A 25,152-nucleotide genomic window follows, 5' to 3' on the forward strand; every position below is an offset into this window, starting at 1 on the left:
AAGCAGTTTTGCGGGTCAGACGACCCAAAGAACCGCGAAGAATACGTCAGCCATCAAAACGCCGCCAGCAACGTCTATCGGCCCATACAAAGTAGCTCAATCGACACAATGGGTTGTCCCGACGCGACGCATTGCATAGGCTTGCGCGATTGTTTGCCCGCGCCTGACGCGAGCCGCCTCGAGGAGACTGAACATGGGACTGAACAACCAGTGGATGCAACGCGATCTCGCGGTGTTGTGGCATCCCTGCACCCAGATGAAAGACCACGAACAGCTGCCGCTGATCCCGATCAAGCGCGGTGAAGGCGTCTGGCTGGAAGATTTCGAAGGCAAGCGTTATCTGGATGCCGTCAGTTCCTGGTGGGTCAACGTGTTTGGTCACGCCAACCCGCGCATCAACCAGCGCATCAAGGATCAGGTCGATCAACTGGAACACGTGATTCTGGCCGGTTTCAGCCATCAGCCGGTGATCGAGCTGTCCGAGCGTCTGGTGAAAATGACGCCAGAGGGCCTGAACCGGGTGTTCTACGCCGATAACGGTTCGTCCTGCATCGAAGTCGCGCTGAAAATGAGCTTTCACTACTGGCTCAACCGCGGCCAGTCGAACAAGAAGCGCTTCGTCACCCTGACCAACAGCTACCACGGCGAAACCATGGCGGCGATGGCGGTCGGCGACGTGCCGCTGTTCACCGAAACCTACAAAGCGCTGCTGATGGACACCATCAAGGTGCCGAGCCCCGATTGCTACCTGCGCCCCCAGGGCATGAGCTGGGAAGAGCATTCGCGCAACATGTTCGCGGCCATGGAACAGACCCTGGCGGAAAATCATGACAGCGTCGCTGCGGTGATCGTCGAGCCGCTGATCCAGGGCGCCGGCGGCATGCGCATGTATCACCCGGTCTATCTCAAGCTGCTGCGCGAGGCCTGCGACCGTTACGGTGTGCACCTGATCCACGATGAAATCGCTGTCGGCTTCGGCCGTACCGGAACGATGTTCGCCTGCGAACAGGCCGGCATCCGCCCGGACTTCCTGTGCCTGTCGAAAGCCCTGACCGGCGGTTATCTGCCATTGGCGGCGTGCTTGACCACCGACGAGGTGTACAGCGCGTTCTACGACGATTACCCGACCCTGCGCGCCTTCCTGCATTCGCACAGCTACACCGGCAACCCGCTGGCCTGTGCAGCGGCACTGGCGACTCTGGATATCTTCGAACAGGACAACGTGATCGAGAACAACCGGGCGTTGTCACAGCGCATGGCGTCGGCCACGGCGCATCTGGTGGATCACCCGAACGTTTCCGAAGTACGCCAGACCGGCATGGTGCTGGCCATCGAGATGGTCAAGGACAAGGCCACGAAAGAAGCCTATCCGTGGCAGGAACGTCGCGGCCTGAAGGTGTTCCAGCATGCGCTGGAGCGTGGCGCGTTGCTGCGTCCGCTGGGCAGCGTGGTGTATTTCCTGCCGCCGTACGTGATCACCCCGGAGCAGATCGACTTCCTCGCCGAAGTCGCCAGCGAAGGCATCGACATCGCCACCCGCGACAGCGTCAGCGTGGCGGTGCCGAAGGATTTCCATCCCGGTTTCCGCGATCCGGGCTAAGCGTCACTCGCCACAACAGCGATCCTGATCCAATTTTCTAGAGAACCACCATGAGACTGTCCCGCTTCTTTATCGACGCCCCGCTCAGCATTGGCGAACACGAACTGCCGGAAGCCCAGGCGCATTACATCAGCCGCGTGCTGCGCATGGCCGAGGGCGATGCGGTGCAGATGTTCGACGGTTCCGGCCACGAGTTTCGCGGTGCACTGCTGGAAGTCGGCAAGAAGCGCGTGACGGTCAGGATCGACGAACAACTCGCCGGCCAGGTCGAGTCGCCGTTGCAAATCCACCTCGGCCAGGGCCTGTCCCGGGGCGAGCGGATGGACTGGGCGATCCAGAAAGCCACCGAACTGGGCGTCAACGAAATCACCCCGATTTTCAGCGAACGCTGCGAAGTCCGCCTCAAGGATGAACGCGCCGACAAACGCCTGCTGCACTGGCGTCAGGTAGCGATCAGCGCTTGCGAGCAATGCGGTCGTTCGCGGGTGCCGGTGATTCATCCGCCGGTGTTGCTGGCCGACTGGTTGAAACAGACCGAAGCCGAACTGAAACTGGTTCTGCACCCGGTGGCCGAACCCTTGGTCAGCCACGCCAAGCCATCGACGCTGGCGTTCCTGATCGGCCCTGAAGGCGGCTTGTCCGACGCCGAAGTCGAGCAGGCCAAAGGCAACGGCTTCCACGCCGCCCGACTCGGCCCGCGCGTGCTGCGCACCGAGACCGCGCCGGTTGTGGCGCTGGCGGTGGCGCAGCAACTGTGGGGTGATTTCTAAACCTGTGGGAGCGATTACAGAACGTAAAACAGAATCGCCACAAAATGCAGCAGGCTCCCGGCGATCACAAACAGATGCCAGATCCCGTGGGCATGCCGCAACCGGTGATCAAGGGCAAAGAAGATGATCCCCACGGTGTACAACACGCCGCCCGACGCCAGCCAGGCAAACCCCGCCGTCCCCAGCGCCGCGATCAGCGGCTTGACCGCCACCAGCACGATCCAGCCCATCACCGCGTAGATCACGATCGACAGGATCCGCGCCTCCGAGCGCGGCTTGATCTCTTGCAGGATGCCGATCAGCGCCAGTCCCCAGACAATCCCGAACAGCGTCCAGCCCCACGGCCCGCGCAGGGTCACCAGGCAGAACGGCGTGTAACTGCCGGCGATCAGCAGGTAGATCGAAAAGTGATCGACCTTCTTCATGATCGCTTTCTTGCGCCCGCGCACGCTGTGGTACACGGTGGATGCGCTGTAAAGCACCAGCAAGGTGAAGGCATAAATCGCCACGCTGACGATCTTCCACGGGCTGCCGTCGAGGCTGGCAATCACCAGCATCCAGACGCCCCCGACAAACGCCGCTATCGCCCCGACCAGATGCGTCCAGGCGTTCAGTTTTTCTCCGTGATACATGTGTCGCACACCTCGATTTCATTACCGCAGCGCGCAAGGCTCGGGCCTTGAGCGTAAAAGCGCAATGTTTCCGTTCAACGCGGGCCTGCGCCTGTCCTGATATTTGGGCACAATCGCCCGATACCAAGAAGAGTCCGCGCCATGCTGATCGACGAAGAATTGACCCTGAAGAAACTCGAGGTGTTCCTCGCCTTCATGCGCACCGGCAACCTCGCCCGCGCCGCCGCCGAGTTGCAGACCAGCAATGTCAGCGTGCACCGCGCGATCCATTCGCTGGAAAGCGCCCTGCGCTGCCCGTTGTTCAAGCACGAAGGACGCAACCTGACGCCGCTGGAGAGCGCCTATGTACTCGAAGAGCGGGCGCAGAAGCTGATTCAGGACGTGGTCGAAAGCGTGCGCCTGACCCGCGAAGCCGCCGGGTTCTCGGCAGAACGCTTCAAGCTCGGCTCACTGTATTCGCTGACGGTGAAGACCGTGCCGCAGCTGATCATGGGCCTGAAGATCCGCCGCAGCGAACTCAACATCGACCTGATCCTCGGCTCGAACATCGACCTGCTCTACAAGCTGAAAAACATGGAAGTCGATGCGATCCTGGTGTCGCTGGACGACAGCGTCAACGACCCGGACTGCGAGCAGATTCCACTGTTTTCCGACGACATCTTCCTCGCCACCCCGGCCGATTCCCGCTTCGCCCAACGCAGCGAAGTGGATCTGGCGGAGGTGCGCGACGAAACCTTCATCACCCTCACCCAAGGCTTTGCCACCCATCAGGACGGTATTCGGGTGTTCCGCCAGGCGGGGTTCGAGCCGAAGGTGGCGATGCAGGTCAATGACATCTTCACCCTGCTGAGCATGGTCAGCTCCGGGGTCGGTTATGCATTGCTGCCGGGGAGGATTGCGGCGGTGTACGAGAACCGGGTGAAGCTGATTCCGTTGCAGGAGAAGTACCGGTTGCAGCAGCACATTGGTGTGGTGTTCTTGAAGGCCAAGGAGCGGGATCCGAATCTGCTGGCGTTGCTGGCGGAGTGTCGGATGTATGCCAATCGCCAGACCACCCAATGATCGCTCCCACGCTCTGCGTGGGAGCGATCTTCAGAACCTAGCCAACAATCCCGCGCACGATGAAGAACAGCAGCGAAGGCCCCAGCAAGCACCCAAGCCCGGTGTGAAACGTAGCCGTCAACGCCCCATAAGGCACCAACCGCCGATCCGTCGCCGCCAACCCGGCCGTCACGCCACTCACGGTCCCGGCCAACCCGCCGAACACCATCGCCGAACGCGGGTTATCCAGGCCCATCCAGCGCGCCGCCACCGGCGTGCCGACCATCACCAGAATCGCCTTGATCAACCCGGTGGCAATCGACAACGCCATCACATCCGAAGTCGCGCCAATCGCCGCGCCGGTCACCGGGCCAACGATATAAGTCACCGCCCCTGCGCCGATGGTGGTCATGCTCACCGCATCGCGATAACCGAACGCCCAGGCCATGCACGCGCCGACAATGAACGGCAGGATCGTGCCCAGCAGCAGCGCGATCACGCCAATCAACCCGGCCTTCTTCGCCTCGGTCGCCTGCACCTCGAACGCCGTGGCAACGATGGCGAAATCCCGCAGCATCGCGCCGCCCATCAAGCCGATGCCGGAGAACAGCGAAAGATCCGCCAGGCCTTTCTGCCCACCGGTCATGGTGCCGCCAACCCAGGCCAGCACCAGGCCGATGACGATGGCAATCGCCGAGCCGTGAATCCGCCCGAACGTCAGGCGTTTGGAGAGAATCATCGAGACCCACATGATCACGCCGACGAAGGCGAACGCGGTGACCAGACCGTTGTGCTCCAGACCTTTTTCAATGAGATCCCACATATCAGCGACCTCCTACCGGTGTGCCGACCGGGGAGACTTCCGCCGGCTCGTCGGGCAAGGGTTCGCCCTTGTGGGTACGGCTGATCAGCGCAATCGTGCAGCCACAGACCACCACCGAACCGATTGCCGCCAGCACCGCCACCGGGCCGCCGTGCAGGGCGGTGACGACGTTCTGTTGCGCGGCCATCGCCACCACCACCGGAATGTACATGGCGCCCCAGAAGCCGACGCCCATCTCGCAGTCCTTGGTCATGCCGCCGCGTTTCTGCATCCACAACCGCGCGCAGATCAACAGGATCATGGCGATGCCGACCCCGCCGACGTTGGATTTGACCCCCAGCAGCACGCCAAGCAGGTCACCCATGATCACCCCTGCCAGCGTACAGATCGCCAGCAGCGCCACACCGTAAATAATCATTGTTGTAGTCCTCAAAGTGCATCGTCGAATGTTGTTTTTGTTGTTCGAAGCCTGAGTCGCGGCGGTCTAGAGTCGGCGGCCCTCCTCTTCACGCAACAGCGCCTGCAAGGTGTCGAGCCGGGCACTGTCGAAGGCAGTGACAGTCCCCTGTTCGAACACCCGGCGCGCCAGCCCGGTCAGCACCGCACCGGGCGGCAGTTCGATCTGTAAACGTACGCCGCGCTCGTAGGCGCTTTGCACGGTGCCGCGCCAGTCCACCACGCGGCACATGTTGAAGGCGAGGTCGTCGCGCAGCGCTTCAACCTTGGTCACGGGCCTTGCGCGGCTGCCGCTCAGGTAAGCGATTTTCGGTGTTTTCAGTTCTACCTTTTTGAACGCTTCTGCGAGTGTTTGCGCAGGCTCATCCAGCAATGGGCAGTGCGACGGCACGCTGACCGCCAGACGTTTCGCCAGCCCGGCACCACGACTGCGCGCCAACTCGGCGACCGTTTGCATTGCCTTGTCGCTGCCGGCAATCACCACCTGGTTATCGGCGTTGATGTTGGCCAGGTACACCGGTGTTTCTGCGCTGTGCACCTGCGCGAGCAACATTTCGACTGTGGACAATTGCAGACCGATGATCGCGGTCATGCCGAAGCCCTGTGGATAAGCCTGCTGCATCAACTCACCCCGCAGGCTGACCAGATGCAACGCATCGCTGAAGCTCAACGCTCCGGCAACCACGGCTGCCGGGTAGGCACCGATGGACAGGCCGGCGACGTAATCTGCGGTGAGTCCGTCCTGCAACAACTGCCGCGAGGCCGCGACCCCGGCGATCAGCAGACAGAGCTGAACCGCTCGGGTGCTGCGCAACGCTTCGCTCGAATCCAGCCGCAAGACATCCTCACCGAGGCTATCGCTGGCCTCGATCAGCGTTTCCCGAGGCAAGCGCTGGAGCATGCCGGGCTGCTGCGCGCCTTGGCCGGGAAAAACCAGCAGGCTGCTCACGCTGCCTGCTCCTGCGGGTTCCATGGGTCGCTGACCAGACAGGCTTCATGGGCATTTTTCAGCAGCACCCGCGAAGCATTCCCGGCCCACTCGCGCAGCGCGACGGCACCGAATGGTGTCTGCAATTGCAGGTCGACCCGGCAGGCTGCCTGATCGAAAAGCGCCACCAGTTTGCGCGCCTGATTACGGGTCATCAGTTGCGGCGCTCGCAGGATCAAGTCGAGATCGCTGCGCTCGTGCATCGCCGTAAATCCACTGGCCAGCTCAAACCCGACGCTGCCACTGACGCCCCAGATCCAACCGCAATCATCGAGCACCGGCCGCAGTTGCCGCAGCGCGTGCATGACCGGAAGATCACGCTCGCTCTCGACCTGACAAAGCGCTTCCGGGCTGACCCGACAGGCAATCGAATCGATCGCCATGAACGCCGCCAGCCGCTGCTCGCGCAACACACCGCGCACGCCCACCGCCACGAATCCGTCTTCACTTAACGCCCGCCGCACCACCACCGGTTGCCCGCCAGCCAGCGAATCAATCGCCCACTGCGGCGCATCCGTCGGCAACTGCGCAGGCGTCATGCCCCACAGCAGGTCGTGGGCCAGAGGCGTGTTCACCACTGAGCCCTCAGCAGTTCACGTACGCGGCTGGAGGCTTCGCGATTTTTCGCGCCGAGACGATTGCTCAAATCAGTCGCAGCAACATCGCCGATGGCTTGCTTCAAGCATTCGCCGACCCGCGCCAGGTCCTCCGCCGTCGGCTGTTCGATCTGCTGCACCGACAGGGTTTCCCAGAGCAAGCCGAGGCTGGCGTAGCTGTCGATGTCATAGGCCATCGGCGGCACGCTGGAGGCCAGGGTTTCCAGTTCTTCGACGCTGCGCAAGGTCACCCGCGCCGCCGAAGCCTTGCCCATCGCATGCACCATCACCCCCGGATCACGCAGGGCAATCAAGCGGTTGGCCTGATAACCGTGGGCCAGAAACGCCCCCGACATGGCCTTGCCTACCAGCAGCGCAATCACCGGATGCCCGGCCAGACGAGCGCGGGCATAAGCGTCCGCCGCACCGGCCAGAGCCTGATGAATGCCGAGGGCTTCTTCGCGGCGACCGTAGGCCTGGCTCGGCACATCGACGATGGCGATCAGTGGGCGCTTTTGCGTTTTGTCACGGTCGGCGGTGATCGCGTCATCCACAGCCTTGGCCAGGCCCCAGCCTTCCAGCAACCCGACTTCACCGTTGCGAGCGCGAGGGAAACGGTTTTGCGGATCGGCGACCACGGCGATAAAGCGCCCGAGTGGCCCGTCGGCGACCTTCAACGATGGCGGCAAACCTTCAACAGCATTCGCACCCGCGCTCAAGGCGTTGAACCAGTTCAAACCGCGCACGGAATAACCACTCATGAGCGCTCTCCTTGATACAGATCGCGAACCACCGAAGGCTCGATTTGCTTGTCAGTGTCCAGGCTCGCCAGACGTTGCAGGAACCATTCGGCCTGCTGGCTGCGGGGTTGCGCCGGCAAGCCTTGTTGCAGCAACTCGCCGACCTGTTGGCGAATCTGCGCCACGTCATCGGCGACATAGCGATCCACCAGGCCACTGGCAAACCGTTGCTCGCCACCGGTCAGGCTCCAGATGAAGGGCCGGTCGCGGGAGTCGTATTCCTCGATCCCGGCTTCCTGCTCGATCACCTGCGGACCGTTCAGGCCGAGGCGTGCTTCCTGGGTCACCAGCAAATAGCTGCACAGCGCGGCGGCAATCGACATCCCGCCAAAGCAACCAACGCTGCCGGCCACCACGCCAACCACCGGTTGGTATTGCTGCAAATCGACAATCGCCGCGTGGATATCGGCAATCGCCGCCAGTCCGAGGTTGGCTTCCTGCAAGCGCACGCCGCCGGTCTCCAGCAGCAGAATGGCGCGGGTCGGGATCCCTTTGCGGTTGTCTTCAGCCGCCAGTTCCAGTGCGCCGGCGATTTTGGCGCCGCCGACTTCACCGAGGCTGCCGCCCTGAAACGCGCCTTCAATCGCCGCGATCACCACCGGCAAACCGTCGAGGCTGCCCTTGGCGATCACCACACCGTCATCGGCCTGCGGTACCACGCCCTGACGTTCCAGCCACGGCGACATGACGCGTTGAAACGGGTCGAGCAGTTCGCGGAAAGTACCGGCGTCGAGCAAGGCTTTCGCCCGCTGCCGGGCGCCGAGTTCGACGAATGAATGCTTATGCAGAAGCGCCGAGGTATCAGTCATGGCCGATCTCCTCGAAGCCTTGTTCCAGACGCAGGCGCACCACGCCCGGGGTCGCGCCGAAATCGTGGATATCGATGGCCATCGCCGGCGGTGTGGTGCCGTCGAACATCCGCGCAAACAGATGCTGCCAGCGCAGCTGCGCGCCGTTGACCGAGGTCTGCACGTTGATCGTCAACTTGCCGGCGAGGCCCGGTTCGATCAGCACTTCCAGATCGCCGGAGCCGACACATCCGACCAGCGCCCGACCACGTGGCGGCTGCCCGGCGGGGAATTCAAAAGATAAGGTTTCCATCAAAACGCTCCCTGAAGGATGCCGTCGCACTCGATCCGGTCGAGCAACAACGTGGCGGCGAACAAGTCAGCGGCGCCACCGGGCGAGGCATTCAATGCGATGAGTTGTTGATCCAGTTCGTGCAAGCGGCGGCGACCGGTGAGGCTGGCGCTGCCACCGGCGTCGAGCACTGCCTGGGCTCCGTGCTGCATGGCCTGCAGGCCCGGTTCACCGGCGCGATACAGCACGCAGGTGTCGGCGAGGTCGGTCATGATCGCGAGCAAGGCATCAAGCCGGGCGTTCTGTTCGCCATGGCCGGCGACGCGGCTGCGTTTGAGCTGCGGCAAGCCGCGCTGCACTACGGACGGGAAGCCGAGCTGCGCTTCTTCCCGGGCACCGCGAGCGCCGTAGCGTTGAGCGACTTGGGCGCCGTGGCTCAGCGGGCGCGGCGCATAACGGTCATCGAGCAACGCCAGACGTGCGGCGCGCAGAGTGACGGCGCTGGCGCTGGTGGATTTGGTATCCAGCGCAGCGGCCGTGACCAGCAGGCCCAACGCCCAGATCGCCCCGCGATGGGTGTTCACGCCGTGGGTAGTGGCGAGCATCGCTTGCTCCCCTTCCCGTCCGATACGGCCGATGGCTTCACGCAACGGCAAGCCGATCTCGCCGAACTCAAGCGCGGCCTCGGCCATTTCCTTGAACGCCGGCCACAGCGCCAGCGCCGAAGCGTGCATCAATCCCAGGTGCAGATCGGTATGCGCACCATTGCCGCGACGGTCGACCAGCGCCGGTTTCGGCGACAGATCGGCTTCGTCGATCAGCGCGTCCACTGCCAGGTCCGCCAGCCGTTCCGCGAGGGTGATGGTTTTGGGTTGCAGGTTGAGTGCGTGCATTACCAACTCCTGAACTTGGCGGGCGGGTTGTAGAGGCCGCCGGACCACTCGACCAGATCGGCCACGCTCTTCGCCGCGAGCAATTCGCGGGTGGCGTCGGTGCGACGGATGCCGAGGTCTTCGGGCAAGGCGATCAGGCCTTCGCGGCGCATGCGTTCGGTGTCTTTCGGGTTGTGCCGCAGGCCGATGGCGGTGACGCCGGCCACCGCTGCGATCATCGCCTGACGCTCTTCCAGCGAGCGCGCCTTGTACAGATAGGCGATGCCCTCTTCGGTGAGCAAGTGAGTGACGTCGTCGCCGTAGATCATGATCGGCGCCAGCGGCATGCCGCTTTTCTTCGCCACCTCCACCGCATCGAGGGTTTCGACGAAGGTCGGTTTGCCGCCCTCCTGGAAGGTCTCGACCATTTGCACCACGAGTTTCTTGCCGCGTTCGAGCATCGGTTGCTGCGAATCGTCATGACGCATGTCGAGCCAGGCTGGAGTGCCGTGACGGCGACCGCGTGGGTCGTGCCCCATGTTCGGTGCGCCGCCGAAACCGGCGAGGCGACCACGGGTCACGGTGGAGGAATGGCCATCGCCATCGACTTGCAGGGTTGCGCCGATGAACAGGTCCACCGCGTACTGCCCGGCCAGTTGGCAGAACATCCGGTTGGAACGCAGCGAACCGTCACGCCCGGTGAAGAACACGTCCGGCCGCGCGGCGATGTAGTTTTCCATCCCCAGTTCGGTGCCGAAACAATGCACGCTTTCGACCCAGCCGCTTTCGATGGCCGGGATCAGCGTCGGGTGCGGGTTGAGCGTCCAGTTGCGGCAGATCTTGCCCTTGAGACCGAGGGATTCGCCGTAGGTCGGCAGGATCAGTTCGATGGCGGCGGTGTTGAAACCGATGCCATGGTTCAGCGACTGTACGTTGTGTTTTTCGTAGATCCCGCGAATCGCCATCATCGCCATCAGTACATGCACAGGTTTGATGTGCCGAGGGTCGCGGGTAAACAGCGGCTCGATGTAGAACGGCTTGTCCGCCACCACCACGAAATCCACCCACGATGCCGGAATGTCCACGCGAGGCAATTCGCTGACGTCGTCCACCAGTTGATTGACCTGGACGATGACGATGCCGTCGCTGAACGCTGCCGGCTCAATGAGCGCCGGGGTGTCTTCGGTACTCGGGCCGGTGTAGATGTTGCCGGCACGGTCGGCCATGAACCCGGCCGAGAGCACAACGTTGGGGATCAGGTCCACCACCAGCCGGGCGTAGAGTTCGATGTAGGTGTGGATCGCGCCGATTTCCAGCAAGCCGTCTTCGAGCAACTGGCTGATGCGCAGGCTCTGGGTACCGGCAAAGGAGAAATCGAGTTTGCGGGCGATGCCGCGTTCGAACAGGTCGAGGTGCTCGGAGCGGCCAACGCTGGGCATGATCATGTGCAGGTCGTGCAGCTTCTCGGGATCGGCCTTGGCCAAAGCACGGGAAAGAAAATCCGCCTGCTTCTGGTTGTTGCCCTCCAGCACCACACGGTCGCCGGGCAGGATCAGCGCCTCAAGCGCCGCGACGATCCTGTCGGTGGGCAACACCGCACCGTCGGCCAGCCCGCGCACCTTGTCGAGGCGACGCTGCTTCTCGTCGCGCCGCCGCGTCCAGCGCGAGTCGGGGGAAATTGTTGTTGTCATGCTCACTCCACGGGGTTCGCTGTCGTGGAGCTACCTTAGGAGTGTGTTCGAGGGGCATCAATCAAGCGCGGCGCGTGATCGTTACGCCTGGAGTAACGATTACGCCAAGCCGGCATCTACCAACAGCTTCTCCAGCGCCAACAGATCCGGCACCTTCGCCACCTGCTCCCCAACCTGCACCGCCGCCTGCTCCAGCGCACACAGCGGCACGTCGACATAGCTCAACTGGCTGTCGAGCTTGTAGGAGCGCGGAATCCCCTGCACCAGCAAGGCAATGAAGCGCAGCGTCGGCAATCCGCCCAGGGCGTTGAGGATGACAATCCGTGCCCGTTCGCCGATGACGATCTTGTTGCCGCACGCCGACTCGAAACTCAGCAACGGAATCTGCCGCTCGCGCCAGGTCACCCGGCCCAGATACCACGGCGGTGTATCGAGGTCGAAGGCGCTGGACTGGTAGTCGATCAGTTCGGCGACGGCGACGTTGGGCAGGATCAGGTTGCGATCGGCCAGCGGCAGCAGCAGCCCGGTGAGCTGGCTGCTGCGCTGGTTATGACGCCGCTCATGCATGTTTTTTGCTCCACAGGGCAATGCTTTCGAGCAGCACCGATTCCTGGTACGGCTTGCCGAGGTAGTCGTTGACGCCGATGGCCATGGCGCGGTCGCGGTGTTTCTGCCCGGTGCGCGAGGTGATCATGATGATCGGCAGGTGTTGCAGGCGTTCATCGTGGCGCACCTGGGTCGCCACTTCGAAGCCGTCCATGCGCGGCATTTCGATGTCGAGCAGCATCAGGTCCGGCATGTGTTCTTCCAGCAGCAGCATCGCGTCGACCCCGTCCTTGGCGGTCAGCACGTTCATGCCGTGGCGTTCGAGCAGACGGCTGGTGACCTTGCGCACGGTGACCGAGTCGTCGACCACCATCACCAACAACGGCTTCTGCGGTTCGCTTTCGATTTCGTGGCTGGCCGGACGCTGCGGCAACCGCGCCTGCATCGCGCGGATCGGCGCCAGCAGATCGAGGATCAGCACCACCCGGCCATCGCCGAGGATCGTCGCCCCGGACACGCCCTGCACCGCCGCGAACTGCGGGCCGAGGCTCTTGACCACGATCTCGCGGGTGCCGGCCATGGCGTCGACCTGCACCGCGATGTGCCGCTCGTTGCATTGCACTAGCAGCACCGGCAGCGGCAGGCTCTGGCCGAGCAGTTTCGGTCGTGGCGCGGTTTTCAGCAGCTCGCCCAGATAGCACAGTTCATAACGCTGGCCGCCGTACTCGTAGCGCGGCGGATCGTGCCGGAAATGCCCGTCCAGTTCATTTGGCAACACGCGAACGATGCCGTCGATGGTGTTCAGCGGAATCGCGTACTGATCCTCGCCGCACTGCACCATCAGCGCACGGTTGACCGACACGGTGAACGGCAGGCGAATGCGAAAGTGCACGCCCTGCCCCGGCACCGAGTCGATGCTCATGGTGCCGCCCAGTTGCCGTACTTCTTCGTGCACCACGTCCATGCCCACGCCGCGCCCGGAAATCTGGGTGATTTTTTCGGCGGTGGAGAAGCCCGGCTGAAGGATGAACTGCAACACTTCGCGGTCGCTGATTTCCGCATTCGGCGCCAGCAAGCCACGCTTGATCGCCTTGCGTCGCACCGCGTCCAGCGGCACGCCGGCGCCGTCATCGCGGATGTCGAAAACGATGTCGCCGCCCTCGCGGGACAGGTCGAGGGAAATCTGGCCCTGAGCCGGTTTGCCCGCGGCGAGTCGCACGTCGGCCGGCTCCAGGCCATGGTCGACGGCGTTGCGCAGCATGTGTTCCAGCGGTGCGGCCATGCGTTCGAGGACGTTGCGATCCATCTCGCCTTCGGCGTTGCCGACGGTGAACGCCACGTCCTTGTTCAGCTCTTCGGCGACCTGACGGACGATGCGTTTGAGTCGCGGCAACATGCGCTCGAACGGCACCATGCGCGTGCGCATCAGGCCTTCCTGCAATTCGGTGTTGATCCGGCCTTGCTGTTGCAGCAGGTTCTCGGCGTCGTGGGTGCGCCGGTCGAGGGTTTCCTTGAGGTCGAGCAGGTCGGAGGCGGATTCGAACAGCGCCCGGGACAACTGCTGCAACTGCGAATGGCGATCCATTTCCAGCGGATCGAATTCTTCGTAGCCCAGACGTTCGGCGTCCACTTGCTGACGGCTGAGAATCCGCCCCTGGGTTTCGGTGTCGAGCCGGCGCAACTGATCGCGCATGCGCTCGATGGTGGTTTCCATCTCGTTCAGGGCGGTCTGGGCATCGCTGACTTGCTGCTCGATACGCCCACGGAAAATCGAGGTTTCGCCCGCGAGGTTGACCAGGTCATCGAGCAGTTCGGCGGAGACCTTGACCATGTCCGCGCCGGCCTCGGGGACGGGCGCGGTGGTTTCGGTTTTAACCGGCGCCGGCAACAACAGCGGTGGCGTTGGTGCGGCCACCGGGTGGCTGAAATTCTGGATCGCGCTGATCAGTCGATCCGCTGGCGGGCACGGCTGGCCGGCGCGCACCGCGTCGAGCATCTGCGCCAACCGGTCATGGCCGCGCTGCAACAGGGCAAACAGTTCGGCGCTGCCCTGCAGGGTCCCGGAGGACAGGCTTTCGTACAGGTATTCCAGCTCATGGGCGAGATCGCCGATGGGGCCGATTTCCACCATCCGCGCGCCGCCCTTGAGGGTGTGCAGGTCACGCAGCAGGGTTTCCACTTCCTGACGGTTACCGGGTTCGGCCTGCCAGCGCAGCAGCGCGGCACCGGAGTTTTCGATGATGTCGAAACCTTCTTCGAGGAAGATTTCCAGCAATTCCGGATCGTGCCCCGGGCCGTCATGGCTGGCGACGGCGGGCGGTGTCTCGGGACTGCCGGCCTGACCCTGACGGAACTGGCGAATCGCGTCGATCAGCTCCTGCGCCGGTTTCAACGGCTGATGGTCATGCAGTTGATCGAGGTACAACGCCAGGCGGTCATGGCTTTGCAGCAACAGCCGGCCCAAGGCATCGCTATGGTTGTAGCGGCGATCCACCAGGCCTTCGTAAAGGCTCTCCAGTTCCTGGGCAAGATCACCGACGGCCTCGACCTCGGCCATTCGCGCACCGCCCTTGAGGGTGTGCAGGTCCCGTTGCAGCGACGACAGCGGCGCGCCGTTTTCCAGGTCGTTCAACCAGCGCTGCAAGGCTTGCCCGGCGCTGTCGAGGATGTCCACCGCCTCTTCGAGGAAGATCTCGACGATCTCGTCATCCGCGCCGATTCCGGTGGTGCTTTTTTGCAGTTCGGCAGTGGCGCTGCCCAGCTCGGAAATACTCAGGGTTCGGCTGCCGTCGCTGCGAATCAGGCCCATGGCCGACGGGTCGAGGCTTTCGTCGAGCAGTTCGTGCAGCGCTCGAATACGCTGCGGTTGCGGGGTGATTTCCTGGCCGGCGGCCAGTTCGTCGAGCATGTTGATCAGCGCTTCGTGAGCGTGTTGCGCCTCAAGGAAGAACCGCTCGCTGACCGCCAGGCTGCTTTCTTCCACCGCGCCATACAGGTCGAGCAAGGCTTCGCACAACACGTCCACCGGCAGCAGGTCCGCCAGGTGTGCGCCCTCGCCGAGGGTCGTCAGTTCATCCAGCAACGCGCTGAGTTCCTGGCGTTCGCCGGGATGCTGCTGCCAGCGTTGCAGGAGGTTTTCGGCGTCGAGCAGGATGTCCATGCCCTGGGCCAGGAAGTTGTTGATCAGTTGCGGATCACGCTTGACCCGCAAGCTGCTGCTCGGCGCATTGAGGATCGATTCCAGCCGCTCACTCAGCAGGGTTTCGGTGCGTTTGATCAACGACTGGGCACCGACAATCGGCGCCAGCGGATCGTGCTTGAGCTGACGCAGACCGACGCGGAACAGGCCCTCGGCTTCCAGCAGCAATTCCACTTCGTCGAGGTCCAATGCCAGTTGATGGGCCTTGAATTCCCGGGCCAGTTTGTCCAGCGGCGCCGCCAGTTCGGCAATCGGCAAAACGCCGGCCATTGAGGCGCTGCCCTTGAGGGTGTGCAGCGCTCGCTGCAATTCATCGCTGGCCTGCAACGGCACGTGCTCGGCGGCCTGATCGAGGAAGCGGTTGAGGCTGGCGAGGTGGGTTTCGGCTTCGTTGCGGAAAATCTCCAGCAACAACGGATCGAGCGCCGCGACGTCTTCCACGTCTTCGGCCGGCAACGGCGTGTCGCCCTTGGCCAAGGCGTGGGCGCGAGCCGCCAGCTGATCGACATCCTGGCGCTGACGCTGGTGGTTGATGGCGAATTCGGCAATCAGGTCCGGCAGCAACAGCAACGTATCGGCGAGCAATTGTTGCACCGCCAGACCCGGTTCGACGCTGTGTTCCAGCACCCGGTTGAGCAGGTTTTCCACCGCCCAGGCCAGTTCGCCGAGAACCAGCGCACGCACCATGCGTCCGCTGCCTTTCAAGGTGTGAAAGGCCCGGCGCAGTTCGCTCAGGGCTGTGCGATCCTGCGGATCGGCGGTCCAGCGCGGCAGGTATTCGCGCAGCACATCGAGCACTTCCTCGGTCTCTTCGAGGAACACCTCACGCAACTCGTCGTCCACCGGCTCTTCATCGGCGGGTGGCGGCAGCAGACTACCGGGCGTGGTCAGCGCCGGCGGGTTGACCGCCGACACCGGGCTGGCCAGCACATCGGCCAGCGACTGCACGATGTCCGGGTCATCGAGTTCCTGCAGGTCCTGCATCACCAGCGCTTCGCTGGGGCTGAGCACATCGTCGAGCACCGGCACATGCTGTTCGCTGGGCGGCTCGTCAGGAAAGTAGCCGAGGCTGGCCAGGCTTTTCTGCGCCACGTCCAGCAGTTGCTCGCTCGGCGCCTGCGGGTCATCGGTCAGGCGTTCGAGGTAATACTCAAGGCTGGTGATGACATCGGCGAGGTTATCCAGTTGCTGCCAGCCCGGCTCATGGGGATCGAGCAGCAGATGCTCGCGGATGAACCCGTTACAGGCTTCCAGCAGGCTCGCCGCACGGGTCAACGGAATCATCGCCAGCGCACCGCGGACCTGAGTCAGCAGCGCCGGCAACGGTTGCAGTTGCTGGCGATCCCAGTCGGCGTCGATGTAATCGACGATCATGTCCTTGGCCTGTTGCAGGCAGATACGCGCTTCCTTGATCACGATCTGATGGATCTGCGTCAGGTCGGTGGTTGGCAGGCGCGAGTCTTCCGGGCTCTCCGGTTCCACCGTGCCGACCATTCCGGCCAGCGTCGCTTCGACGTAAAGCAAGGCACCGGCGACGTCCATCAGCGTGGCGTCGTTCGGTTCGCGCTGGCCCTGAGCGAGGCTGAGCACCACCGCCAGTTGATCGATGATGACCTTGCGCGGCTGGCCGAAACCGAGCACCGCGAGGGTGTCGGCGATCTGCCGCAGCGGCGCCAGCAGGCTGTCCAGATCCGAGGTGTGCTGGCGGTCGCTGCGCACGAACAGGTCGAGGCGCTCCTTGACCCGCACCAGCTCTTCGCACAACGCCGCGAGCACCGAGCGCATGGCATCGCGGTCGGGGCCGGCCAGGCGCGCGCGTTCTTCGTCGACCATCGCGCTGTCGGGCAACGCGTCGTCCAGGGAGTAGCGATCTTTCATGGTCAGCATCTGCCCGGTGGGATGTTCGGCTTTGGCAATATAGAACAGCAGGCTTTTGAACAGCTCGGGCGGCGGTGGCTGGTTGAGGCCGGCCATGCCTTGTTCGAGCAGACGCTTGAGTTCCTTGTCGGCGTCCTTGAACAGGCTGCGCAGGGCCGGGCTGTTGGCGATCCGGCCTTCGCGCATGCCTTCGACCAGCGCCGAAGCGACCTGCCACAATGGGCTCAACGGTGCATCACCGCTCAAGGCTTCGAGGCGGGTGAAGACTTTGCTCAGGTAACCGAGATGCGTCTGGTCGTCCTGTTCGCGGAGCAATCCCACCAGCGCCATCTGCAGCATCTGCCGCAGCTTGCGCAACACATTGGGCAGATCCGCCGGTTCCAGCAGGGCCAGCGCTTCCGCGCTTAGCGGCGGCAGCTCGGGCAATTGCGGGCTGAACAGGCTGGTCTCGGACAACAGGCTTTCGCCCCGGGCACTGCGCAAGTCGTTGATCAGTGGCAGCACCACCAGCGGCAAGTCACGGCGGGCACCTTGCACGCGATCGAGGTAAATCGGTAACTGACCGAAGGCCTGCAACAGCAGGTGCAAGGCTTCGTCGCGGTGGCTGACGCGATCGTTCTGCAGGGCTTCGACCAGGTGCTCCATCTCTTCGGCGAGCAAGGCCGCGCCGTAGAACTCGACCATCTGCAGACTGCCGTGCACCTGATGGATGCACGCCAGGCACTCGTCGAGGCCGGGCACCGACTGCGGATCGTCGAGCACGGCTTCGATGGCCTGATGCGCCTGCCTCAGCGTTTCGGCAATTTCGCCCTTGACCCATTCGAGGGCCACGTAGTCGTGCCGGTCACCCATAACCACTCCGCTCGACATGAACTCACGCCTTGTCCGTGGCGGGCGCTGCCGCCGCGGGCAAGGTGAACCCGGACACCGAACGCCGCAACTGGCTGGCCATTTTCGCCAGGTTGCCGATGCTTTCGGCGGTGGCCGTGGAGCCGGACGAGGTCTGCGAGGTGATCTGCTGGATCACGTTCATCGTCAGGGAAATCTGCCCGGCCGAAGACGTCTGCTGCTGCGCCGCGTTGGAAATGCTCTGGATCAGCGCCGCGAGGGTCTTGGACACGCCTTCGATTTCTTCCAGGGCCACACCGGCATCCTGCGCCAGCCGCGCGCCGCGCACCACTTCGGTGGTGGTCTGTTCCATGGAAATCACGGCTTCGTTGGTGTCGGTCTGGATCGCCCGTACCAGTGTCTCGATCTGCCGGGTCGCAGCGGACGAACGTTCGGCCAGCCGTTGCACTTCGTCGGCAACCACGGCGAAGCCACGTCCGGCGTCACCGGCCATCGACGCCTGAATCGCCGCGTTGAGGGCGAGGATGTTGGTCTGGTCGGCAATGTCGTCGATCAGGCTGACGATGTCGCCGATTTCCTGGGACGACTCGCCCAGGCGCTTGATGCGTTTGGCGGTGTCCTGGATCTGTTCGCGAATGTTGTCCATGCCGTGGATGGTGTTGTGCACCACCTCGTTGCCCTTGTTGGCAATCTCCACCGAACGCTCGGCCACCGCCGAGGATTCGGCAGCGTTGGCCGACACTTGATCGATGGACTGGGCCATGTCGTTGATCGCGGTCGAGGCTTCGGAAATCTGCTGGGCCTGATGCTCGGAAGCCTGGGCCAGGTGCATGGCGGTGGCCTGGGTTTCCTGCACCGCAGCGGCGACCTGGCCGGCGGTGAGGTTGATGGTCGCCACCAGGTCGCGCAACTGGTCGACCGAATAGTTGATCGAGTCGGCGATGGTCCCGGTGAAGTCTTCGGTCACCGAGGCCGTCACCGTCAGGTCGCCGTCGGCGAGGTCTTCGATTTCATCCAGCAGACGCATGATCGCGTTCTGGTTGCGTTCGTTCTTCTCGGCGGTTTCCTGCAACTGCCGGTTGGTTTCCCGGACCATGACCATGCCGATCAGGATGATCGACGCCAGCGCCAGCAGGCCCAGCACGTAACCGCCGATGGTGTCGGTGTTGCGCCCGCCGGCGAGGTTCTCGAAACCGGTGGCCAGGTGCGAGGCTTCGTCGAGCAGGGTCTGCGACAGGCTGAAGATGTTGGTGGCGGACTCGCGGACCTTGAACAGCTCCGGCGAGGTTTCGAGGATTTCATCCACCGAGCCCGAGACGAACTGGAACAGCTCGGAAATCTCGCTCAGACGAGCGCGGGCGTCGCGGTCTTCGACCTGGCTGATCTTCAGTGTCGGGTTGCCTTGCAGCATGCCGTTCAACACCTGACCAAAACGCGCGGCGTCACGACCGAAGGCATCGGCAGCCTGTTGCGAGTTTTCATCGCCGGAGAGCACGGTATTCACCGCGCCGAGAATCCGCTCGGCCAGCAGCGACTGACGCTGGGCCATCGCCACCTGCGCCGCCGGGGCGCCGCGTTGCAGGAGGATCTCGACGACTTTTTCGTATTCGATCTGCAACTGCGGCACGGTTTCGGCCAGGGTTGCGGCGACCTGATGCAGGGACAGTACGGTCTGTTCGCTGGACAGAATGGCGTCGGTGTTTTTCAGCAGGCGCTCCCAATCCAGCTGCACGGCGCGCATTTCCGGGCGCACGGTCGACGGTGCCGGCGGCAGGCCGGTGGCCGGGTCGCCCTTCTTCAGGTAACCCCAGCGCTGGGCGAAATCGTTGCGCGCATCGCTCAACAGCTTGAACGCGGCCGACTTGCCGGCCGCCGCTTCGGTGGCGTTCTTGGCGATCCGCTGCGACAGCACCCGCAGCTCACCGGCGTGGCCGATGTACTGTTTGTCGTAGTTGGCCTGGGTGTTGAGGTAAGCGAAGTTGGCGAACAGCAGCATGATGAACACGATCAGCGCGATGAACAGCACGATGATCTGCGAGCGGCTGCGCGAGCCTTCTGCGGGCTTGCTGGTTTTTGCTTTGATCATCGGTCCTCGCCTGTTAAACCGCGACGTGCATGAAACTCGGTGACTGCGCCAGCGCAAACAGGCTGAACACTCGCCAGTTCTGCTCGCGTCGGAAATACCCTTTGACGAACTCGCCCTTGGAGCCTTGCCGTTTACGGATCGAGACGGGTTCGAAGCTGTCTTGCTCGAAGTGCTGCAAGCCGAAGACCTCATCGACCAGCACACCGGCAAAAACGTCCTGATGCTCCACTACCAATACCCGCCGCTGCTTGCGCATGGGTGACAGCTCATGGCCGAAGAATCCGCACAGGTCCATGATCGGCAACAACCGCCCGCGCAGATTGGCCACACCCTTGACCCACGGCTTTACCCCCGGCAGTTGGGTGAAACGCGGTTCGGGCAGCACTTCGCTGACTTCGCCCATCGGCGCGACGTACCAGTGCTCGCCGAGGCGAAAGCCGATGCCGCTCCAGCGATCCTGGCGCGCCGGTTGCGACGGCAGGTCCGCCGCCAGCAGGCGACAGCGCTGGTCGATCTGCCACAACAGTTCGAACGCGGTCAGCGACTCGCTCATGGCGGCGCGATCAACCGGCCAGCACGTTGTTCAGGGTCTTGATCAGCGTGTCTTCATCGACCGGTTTGGTCAGGTAATCCTTGGCGCCCTGGCGAGTGCCCCAGACCTTGTCGGTTTCCTGATCCTTGGTGGTGATGATGATGACCGGGATGTGGCTGGTTTCAGCGTCCTTGGTCAGTTGGCGGGTCGCCTGGAAACCGTTGAGGCCGGGCATGACGATGTCCATCAGCACCGCGTCGGGTTTTTCCTGACGGGCCAGGGCCACGCCGTCGGCGCCGTTTTCGGCTTTCAACACTTCGTGGCCGTGCTTTTCCAGCATGCCGGTCAGTTTGTACATTTCGGTCGGCGAATCATCGACGATCAGAATACGTGCCATGGTCTTCCCCATTTTTCTTGTCGACACCGGGCCCGCTGGCCGAGCGTCACTGTGCGTGTCTTACTGCGGCAAATCAGCGGTAAAGCCCGGAACATGGGCCGCAATCGCGTCGAGCAGTTCTTCCTTGCTGAAAGGCTTGGTCAAAAATTGATCGGAACCGACAATCCGCCCCTTGGCCTTGTCGAACAGCCCGTCGCGGGACGACAGCATGATCACCGGCGTTGCCTTGAAAGCACTGTTGTTCTTGATTAAAGCGCAGGTCTGATAACCATCCAGACGCGGCATCATGATGTCGACAAAAATGATCCCGGGGTGGTTGTCGGCGATCTTCGCCAGGGCGTCGAAACCGTCGATCGCCGTGATGACTTCGCACCCTGCATTTTTCAACAGGGTCTCGGCGGTGCGACGAATCGTTTTCGAGTCGTCGATCACCATGACCTTCAAGGCGCTGGACTGCTGTTCCATAAGGGGGCTCTACCGTCGCCTTTGCGAATCAATTTGTCCGTTTTGCGATGACTGATGGCTGGAAACCCTTGATGTTCAAGGGCCAGCACGGCTGGCAGCCTTTTTAGCACAGTCTCCAGAAGCAATCTATCGACGGGTTTTTCCTTGACCGAAAACCCGCCCGGAGCCACTCTGGCGGCACTTTTTTCATACCGATCCGGTAGCCAATTTTCGAGGAAAACCCAATGAGCGTTCGCGTCGGGATAGTCATGGACCCAATCGCCAGCATTTCCTATAAAAAGGATAGCTCGCTGGCCATGCTGCTGGCGGCGCAGAAGCGCGGCTGGGAACTGTTCTATATGGAACAGCAGGACCTTTATCAGGGCGAAGGTCAGGCACGGGCGCGGATGAAGCCGCTGAAAGTCTTCGCCAACCCGGAAAAATGGTTCGAACTGGACGCCGAGCAGGATCTGCCGCTGAGCGACCTGAACGTGATCCTGATGCGCAAGGATCCGCCGTTCGACATGGAGTTCGTCTACTCCACCTACCTGCTCGAACAGGCCGAAGCCGCCGGCGTACTGGTGGTCAACAAGCCGCAGAGCCTGCGCGACTGCAATGAAAAACTGTTCGCCACGCTGTTCCCGCAGTGCACGCCGCCGACCGTGGTCAGCCGCCGCGCCGACGTGCTGCGCGAATTCGCCGCCAAACACGGCGACGTGATCCTCAAGCCGCTGGACGGCATGGGCGGCACGTCGATCTTCCGTCACCGCGTCGGCGATCCGAACCTGTCGGTGATCCTCGAAACCCTGACCGCACTCGGCACCCAACAGATCATGGGCCAGGCGTACCTGCCGGCGATCAAGGATGGCGACAAACGCATCCTGATGATCGACGGCGAGCCGGTGGATTACTGCCTGGCGCGGATTCCGGCCCAGGGCGAAACCCGTGGCAACCTCGCGGCCGGCGGCCGTGGCGAAGCCCGTCCATTGACCGACAAGGATCGCTGGATCGCCGCTCAGGTCGGCCCGACCTTGCGCGCGAAGGGCCTGCTGTTCGTCGGCCTGGATGTGATTGGTGAACACCTGACCGAAATCAACGTCACCAGCCCGACCTGCATCCGCGAGATCGACAATGCGTTCGGCACCGACATCGGCGGCCTGCTGATGGATGCCATCGAGAAAAAGCTGCAAGCTTGATGTGTGTCACATGCAGCCTGTCGCTTGATGCTTGAAGCCCAAGGCGAGAAACCAACATTGCGTTATCATGCGCGGCCTGTGAAAAACGCGATGTTGGTTTTCTTGTCATGACACTTCCGTCCGATCTGCCCGCTGAACTCGCCCATAAAGGCGTGCGCCCGGTCGATCGCCTCGGATTTACCCTGTTTCTCGCGGCGCTGATCCATTTGGCGCTGCTGCTCGGCGTGGGTTTCACCATGGTCGAGCCCAAGCAGATCAGCAAAACCCTGGAAATCACCCTCGCCACCTTCAAGAGCGAAACCAAGCCCAAGAAGGCTGATTTCCTCGCCCAGGAAAACCAGGAAGGCAGCGGCACCCTCGACAAGAAGGCGATCCCCAAGACCACCGAGGTCGCGCCGTTCCAGGACAATCAGGTCAAGAAAGTCACTCCGCCGCCGGCCGCCAAGCCGGAAGTGCATGAAGCGGCGCCCAAGGCGGCCGTGACCACCGTCGCGCCGAAACCGAAAAAGGCACCGACCAAAAAAGAAGAAGCCAAGACCGAGACCAAACCGACGGTCGACGCCCCGACTTTCGACAGCTCGCAGCTCTCCAGCGACATCGCCAGCCTGGAAGCCGAACTGGCCAACGAACAACAGCTGTATGCCAAGCGCCCGCGCATCCACCGCCTGAGCGCGGCCTCGACCATGCGCGACAAGGGCGCCTGGTACAAGGACGAATGGCGCAAGAAGGTCGAGCGCATCGGCAACCTCAATTACCCCGACGAAGCCCGTCGCCAACAGATCTACGGCAATCTGCGCCTGATGGTGTCGATCAACCGCGACGGCTCGCTGTATGAAGTGCTGGTGCTGGAATCCTCCGGCCAGCCGCTGCTGGATCAGGCGGCGCAACGCATCGTCCGGCTGGCCGCGCCTTTCGCACCGTTTACCGGGGATCTGTCGGACATCGACCGACTGGAAATCATCCGCACCTGGAAATTCGCCCGGGGCGACCGGTTGTCCAGCAACTGAGCCGATCTTTTGACCGCTCCAGCTTGTCAGTTCGCCCCCCGAACGCCACACTACCGCACATGAAAAACGTCAGCCCCAGCTACCTCAAGCATCACTTCCTGATCGCCATGCCACACATGGCCGACCCGAACTTTGCCCACACCTTGACCTACATCGTCGAGCACACGGCCAATGGGGCCATGGGGCTGGTGGTCAACCGACCGCAAGAGCTGAATCTGGCCGACATCCTCGAGCAACTGCGCCCGGACATCGATCCGCCAGCGCTGTGCCAGCATGTACCGATCTTCATCGGCGGCCCGGTGCAGACCGATCGCGGTTTCGTGCTGCACCCGGCGGGCAAGACCTTCCAGGCGACCGTCGAACTGGAAGGCGAGCTGGCCCTGTCCACTTCCCAAGACGTGCTGTTCGCCATCGCTGACGGCGTAGGCCCGGCGAAAAGCCTGATCGCCCTCGGCTACGCCGGCTGGGAAGCCGGGCAACTGGAGGCTGAAATGGCCGACAACGCCTGGCTGACCTGCCCGTACGACGCCGACATCCTGTTCAACACCAGCAGCGAGCTGCGTCTGGAAGCGGCGGCCAAGCATTTGGGGATCAACCTCAATCTGCTGACCAGCCAGGCAGGGCACGCCTGATGGACCTGCGCCTGATCCTCGGCTTCGACTACGGCACCAAACAGATCGGCGTGGCGGTCGGCCAGGTGGTTACCGGCCAGGCCCGCGAGCTGTGCACCTTGAAGGCACAGAACGGTGTGCCGGACTGGAATCAGGTCGAAGCCCTGATAAAGGAATGGAAACCCGACGCCGTGGTGGTCGGCCTGCCGCTGAACATGGACGGCACGCCCAGCGAGATGTGCCTGCGCGCCGAGAAATTCGCCCGTCGCCTCAACGGCCGCTACAACCTGCCCTTCTATACCCACGACGAACGCCTGACGACCTTTGAAGCCAAAGGCGAGCGACTGGTGCGCGGCGGGCAGAAAGGCAGTTACCGCGACAACCCGGTGGACGCCATCGCCGCCGCCCTGCTGCTGCAAGGCTGGCTCGACGAAAACACCGCACTATTTGAATCCTGACAAGCGCTACGGCGCTTTTCTTTTGGTTACAACCCGAGCCTCGGTTCGTGAGAACCGGCTCGACCCCAAGAAGGAGCAACCATGAGCCTGCCCAATCCCGCCGATCTGATCAGCCAGATGGCGACCCGCCTCAAGGCGCACCTTGCCCAGCGTGATATCAGCGAGCCGCGTTACATCGGCATCCGCACCGGCGGCGTCTGGGTCGCCCAGGCCCTGCTCGAAGAGCTGGGCAGCGATGCGCCATTGGGCACGCTGGATGTTTCCTTCTATCGCGACGACTTCAGCCAGAACGGCCTGCACCCGCAAGTGCGCCCGTCCGCCCTGCCCTTCGAAATCGAAGGCCAGCATCTGGTACTGATCGACGACGTACTGATGAGCGGCCGCACCATCCGCGCCGCCATGAACGAACTGTTCGACTACGGCCGCCCGGCCAGCGTGACGCTGGTCTGCCTGCTGGACCTGGACGCCGGCGAACTGCCGATCCGCCCGAACGTGGTCGGCGCGACGCTGTCGCTTAGCCCCCACGAACGAGTGAAGCTGTCCGGCCCGGAACTGGCCCTCGAACTGCAAGACCTCGCCCTTTAATCCGCCCTATTGAGA

General features: G+C 63.0%; 24 protein-coding genes. 8 read left to right on the top strand and 16 right to left on the bottom strand.

Annotated features, from left to right (window positions below; translation table 11 throughout):
- Nucleotides 1-193: 193 nt before the first annotated feature.
- On the top strand, nucleotides 194-1,600 hold the full coding sequence (locus tag IF199_RS28040) for an adenosylmethionine--8-amino-7-oxononanoate transaminase (protein ID WP_102619711.1): 1,407 nt from the start codon (nucleotides 194-196) through the stop codon (nucleotides 1,598-1,600).
- A gap of 50 nt (nucleotides 1,601-1,650) precedes the next feature.
- Nucleotides 1,651-2,370 carry a 16S rRNA (uracil(1498)-N(3))-methyltransferase gene (locus tag IF199_RS28045; protein WP_192559197.1) on the top strand — a complete coding sequence of 240 codons (720 nt, stop codon included), beginning with the start codon at nucleotides 1,651-1,653 and terminating at the stop codon, nucleotides 2,368-2,370.
- A 14-nt stretch (nucleotides 2,371-2,384) separates the two neighbouring features.
- On the opposite strand, the gene trhA is transcribed toward IF199_RS28045, so the two are convergent.
- A complete protein-coding gene (trhA, locus tag IF199_RS28050) occupies nucleotides 2,385-3,002 on the bottom strand; it encodes a PAQR family membrane homeostasis protein TrhA (RefSeq protein WP_007953311.1) in 618 nt (205 codons plus the stop codon).
- Nucleotides 3,003-3,143: 141 nt separating this feature from the next.
- Between trhA and IF199_RS28055 the strand changes: the two genes are divergently transcribed.
- Complete coding sequence (locus IF199_RS28055) at nucleotides 3,144-4,064, top strand: LysR family transcriptional regulator (protein ID WP_096817646.1); 921 nt, start codon at nucleotides 3,144-3,146, stop codon at nucleotides 4,062-4,064.
- Between the two features lie 37 nt (nucleotides 4,065-4,101).
- Here IF199_RS28055 and madM read toward each other — a convergent pair whose 3' ends face one another.
- From madM to pilG, 15 genes are all read right to left on the bottom strand, one after another.
- On the bottom strand, nucleotides 4,102-4,866 hold the full coding sequence (gene madM / locus IF199_RS28060) for a malonate transporter subunit MadM (protein WP_192559198.1): 765 nt from the start codon (nucleotides 4,864-4,866) through the stop codon (nucleotides 4,102-4,104).
- Nucleotide 4,867: 1 nt separating this feature from the next.
- A complete protein-coding gene (gene madL, locus IF199_RS28065; RefSeq protein WP_085709094.1) occupies nucleotides 4,868-5,284 on the bottom strand; it encodes a malonate transporter subunit MadL in 417 nt (138 codons plus the stop codon).
- A 66-nt stretch (nucleotides 5,285-5,350) separates the two neighbouring features.
- The gene (gene mdcH, locus IF199_RS28070) at nucleotides 5,351-6,271 is read right to left on the bottom strand and encodes a malonate decarboxylase subunit epsilon (protein ID WP_192559199.1); all 921 of its coding nucleotides are present in this window, start codon (nucleotides 6,269-6,271) and stop codon (nucleotides 5,351-5,353) included.
- On the bottom strand, nucleotides 6,268-6,888 hold the full coding sequence (locus tag IF199_RS28075) for a malonate decarboxylase holo-ACP synthase (protein WP_192559200.1): 621 nt from the start codon (nucleotides 6,886-6,888) through the stop codon (nucleotides 6,268-6,270). The genes mdcH and IF199_RS28075 overlap by 4 nt, the downstream gene beginning before the upstream one ends.
- Nucleotides 6,882-7,667, bottom strand: a complete 786-nt coding sequence (mdcE, locus tag IF199_RS28080) for a biotin-independent malonate decarboxylase subunit gamma (protein WP_192559201.1) — start codon at nucleotides 7,665-7,667, stop codon at nucleotides 6,882-6,884. Before mdcE ends, IF199_RS28075 begins: the two co-directional genes overlap by 7 nt.
- Complete coding sequence (locus tag IF199_RS28085; RefSeq protein ID WP_192559202.1) at nucleotides 7,664-8,515, bottom strand: biotin-independent malonate decarboxylase subunit beta; 852 nt, start codon at nucleotides 8,513-8,515, stop codon at nucleotides 7,664-7,666. Before IF199_RS28085 ends, mdcE begins: the two co-directional genes overlap by 4 nt.
- Nucleotides 8,508-8,807 (bottom strand): malonate decarboxylase subunit delta, encoded by a 300-nt coding sequence (locus tag IF199_RS28090; protein ID WP_007913697.1) that lies wholly within the window; start codon nucleotides 8,805-8,807, stop codon nucleotides 8,508-8,510. Before IF199_RS28090 ends, IF199_RS28085 begins: the two co-directional genes overlap by 8 nt.
- Complete coding sequence (locus IF199_RS28095; RefSeq protein ID WP_192559203.1) at nucleotides 8,807-9,679, bottom strand: triphosphoribosyl-dephospho-CoA synthase; 873 nt, start codon at nucleotides 9,677-9,679, stop codon at nucleotides 8,807-8,809. Before IF199_RS28095 ends, IF199_RS28090 begins: the two co-directional genes overlap by 1 nt.
- On the bottom strand, nucleotides 9,679-11,349 hold the full coding sequence (gene mdcA / locus IF199_RS28100) for a malonate decarboxylase subunit alpha (RefSeq protein WP_192559204.1): 1,671 nt from the start codon (nucleotides 11,347-11,349) through the stop codon (nucleotides 9,679-9,681). Before mdcA ends, IF199_RS28095 begins: the two co-directional genes overlap by 1 nt.
- Nucleotides 11,350-11,448: 99 nt before the next feature.
- Nucleotides 11,449-11,916, bottom strand: coding sequence for a chemotaxis protein CheW (locus IF199_RS28105; protein WP_096817632.1), 468 nt, complete (start codon nucleotides 11,914-11,916; stop codon nucleotides 11,449-11,451).
- Complete coding sequence (locus IF199_RS28110; protein ID WP_192561013.1) at nucleotides 11,909-17,824, bottom strand: Hpt domain-containing protein; 5,916 nt, start codon at nucleotides 17,822-17,824, stop codon at nucleotides 11,909-11,911. The genes IF199_RS28105 and IF199_RS28110 overlap by 8 nt, the downstream gene beginning before the upstream one ends.
- Before the next feature lie 22 nt (nucleotides 17,825-17,846).
- Nucleotides 17,847-19,907, bottom strand: coding sequence for a methyl-accepting chemotaxis protein (locus IF199_RS28115; protein ID WP_096817628.1), 2,061 nt, complete (start codon nucleotides 19,905-19,907; stop codon nucleotides 17,847-17,849).
- A gap of 13 nt (nucleotides 19,908-19,920) precedes the next feature.
- Nucleotides 19,921-20,460, bottom strand: coding sequence for a chemotaxis protein CheW (locus IF199_RS28120; RefSeq protein ID WP_085731577.1), 540 nt, complete (start codon nucleotides 20,458-20,460; stop codon nucleotides 19,921-19,923).
- A 10-nt stretch (nucleotides 20,461-20,470) separates the two neighbouring features.
- On the bottom strand, nucleotides 20,471-20,836 hold the full coding sequence (gene pilH / locus IF199_RS28125; RefSeq protein ID WP_007953328.1) for a twitching motility response regulator PilH: 366 nt from the start codon (nucleotides 20,834-20,836) through the stop codon (nucleotides 20,471-20,473).
- A gap of 60 nt (nucleotides 20,837-20,896) precedes the next feature.
- Nucleotides 20,897-21,301, bottom strand: coding sequence for a twitching motility response regulator PilG (pilG, locus tag IF199_RS28130; protein ID WP_096817626.1), 405 nt, complete (start codon nucleotides 21,299-21,301; stop codon nucleotides 20,897-20,899).
- Between the two features lie 224 nt (nucleotides 21,302-21,525).
- On the opposite strand from pilG, the gene gshB reads away from it, so the two are divergent.
- From gshB to pyrR, 5 genes are all read left to right on the top strand, one after another.
- Complete coding sequence (gshB, locus tag IF199_RS28135) at nucleotides 21,526-22,476, top strand: glutathione synthase (RefSeq protein ID WP_192559205.1); 951 nt, start codon at nucleotides 21,526-21,528, stop codon at nucleotides 22,474-22,476.
- A gap of 107 nt (nucleotides 22,477-22,583) precedes the next feature.
- Nucleotides 22,584-23,483, top strand: a complete 900-nt coding sequence (locus IF199_RS28140; RefSeq protein WP_192559206.1) for an energy transducer TonB — start codon at nucleotides 22,584-22,586, stop codon at nucleotides 23,481-23,483.
- A gap of 59 nt (nucleotides 23,484-23,542) precedes the next feature.
- On the top strand, nucleotides 23,543-24,115 hold the full coding sequence (locus IF199_RS28145) for a YqgE/AlgH family protein (protein WP_096817620.1): 573 nt from the start codon (nucleotides 23,543-23,545) through the stop codon (nucleotides 24,113-24,115).
- Nucleotides 24,115-24,552, top strand: a complete 438-nt coding sequence (ruvX, locus tag IF199_RS28150) for a Holliday junction resolvase RuvX (RefSeq protein WP_192559207.1) — start codon at nucleotides 24,115-24,117, stop codon at nucleotides 24,550-24,552. The genes IF199_RS28145 and ruvX overlap by 1 nt, the downstream gene beginning before the upstream one ends.
- 81 nt (nucleotides 24,553-24,633) lie before the next feature.
- Complete coding sequence (pyrR, locus tag IF199_RS28155) at nucleotides 24,634-25,137, top strand: bifunctional pyr operon transcriptional regulator/uracil phosphoribosyltransferase PyrR (RefSeq protein ID WP_102619700.1); 504 nt, start codon at nucleotides 24,634-24,636, stop codon at nucleotides 25,135-25,137.
- The last annotated feature ends 15 nt before the right edge of the window (nucleotides 25,138-25,152 follow it).

The sequence above is a fragment of the Pseudomonas allokribbensis genome, assembly GCF_014863605.1.
Classification (GTDB): domain Bacteria; phylum Pseudomonadota; class Gammaproteobacteria; order Pseudomonadales; family Pseudomonadaceae; genus Aquipseudomonas; species Aquipseudomonas allokribbensis.

Coding starts and splice junctions, on each gene's coding strand:
- IF199_RS28045 (WP_192559197.1), top strand. CDS start 1,651: ATGAGACTGTCCCGCTTCTTTATCGACGCCCCGCTCAGCATTGGCGAA.
- pyrR (WP_102619700.1), top strand. CDS start 24,634: ATGAGCCTGCCCAATCCCGCCGATCTGATCAGCCAGATGGCGACCCGC.
- IF199_RS28115 (WP_096817628.1), bottom strand. CDS start 19,907: ATGATCAAAGCAAAAACCAGCAAGCCCGCAGAAGGCTCGCGCAGCCGC.
- mdcE (WP_192559201.1), bottom strand. CDS start 7,667: ATGAGTGGTTATTCCGTGCGCGGTTTGAACTGGTTCAACGCCTTGAGC.
- madM (WP_192559198.1), bottom strand. CDS start 4,866: ATGTGGGATCTCATTGAAAAAGGTCTGGAGCACAACGGTCTGGTCACC.
- ruvX (WP_192559207.1), top strand. CDS start 24,115: ATGGACCTGCGCCTGATCCTCGGCTTCGACTACGGCACCAAACAGATC.
- madL (WP_085709094.1), bottom strand. CDS start 5,284: ATGATTATTTACGGTGTGGCGCTGCTGGCGATCTGTACGCTGGCAGGG.
- IF199_RS28085 (WP_192559202.1), bottom strand. CDS start 8,515: ATGACTGATACCTCGGCGCTTCTGCATAAGCATTCATTCGTCGAACTC.
- IF199_RS28145 (WP_096817620.1), top strand. CDS start 23,543: ATGAAAAACGTCAGCCCCAGCTACCTCAAGCATCACTTCCTGATCGCC.
- IF199_RS28040 (WP_102619711.1), top strand. CDS start 194: ATGGGACTGAACAACCAGTGGATGCAACGCGATCTCGCGGTGTTGTGG.
- gshB (WP_192559205.1), top strand. CDS start 21,526: ATGAGCGTTCGCGTCGGGATAGTCATGGACCCAATCGCCAGCATTTCC.
- IF199_RS28110 (WP_192561013.1), bottom strand. CDS start 17,824: ATGGGTGACCGGCACGACTACGTGGCCCTCGAATGGGTCAAGGGCGAA.
- IF199_RS28140 (WP_192559206.1), top strand. CDS start 22,584: ATGACACTTCCGTCCGATCTGCCCGCTGAACTCGCCCATAAAGGCGTG.
- pilH (WP_007953328.1), bottom strand. CDS start 20,836: ATGGCACGTATTCTGATCGTCGATGATTCGCCGACCGAAATGTACAAA.
- trhA (WP_007953311.1), bottom strand. CDS start 3,002: ATGTATCACGGAGAAAAACTGAACGCCTGGACGCATCTGGTCGGGGCG.
- mdcA (WP_192559204.1), bottom strand. CDS start 11,349: ATGACAACAACAATTTCCCCCGACTCGCGCTGGACGCGGCGGCGCGAC.
- IF199_RS28105 (WP_096817632.1), bottom strand. CDS start 11,916: ATGCATGAGCGGCGTCATAACCAGCGCAGCAGCCAGCTCACCGGGCTG.
- IF199_RS28055 (WP_096817646.1), top strand. CDS start 3,144: ATGCTGATCGACGAAGAATTGACCCTGAAGAAACTCGAGGTGTTCCTC.
- IF199_RS28120 (WP_085731577.1), bottom strand. CDS start 20,460: ATGAGCGAGTCGCTGACCGCGTTCGAACTGTTGTGGCAGATCGACCAG.
- IF199_RS28095 (WP_192559203.1), bottom strand. CDS start 9,679: ATGCACGCACTCAACCTGCAACCCAAAACCATCACCCTCGCGGAACGG.
- IF199_RS28090 (WP_007913697.1), bottom strand. CDS start 8,807: ATGGAAACCTTATCTTTTGAATTCCCCGCCGGGCAGCCGCCACGTGGT.
- pilG (WP_096817626.1), bottom strand. CDS start 21,301: ATGGAACAGCAGTCCAGCGCCTTGAAGGTCATGGTGATCGACGACTCG.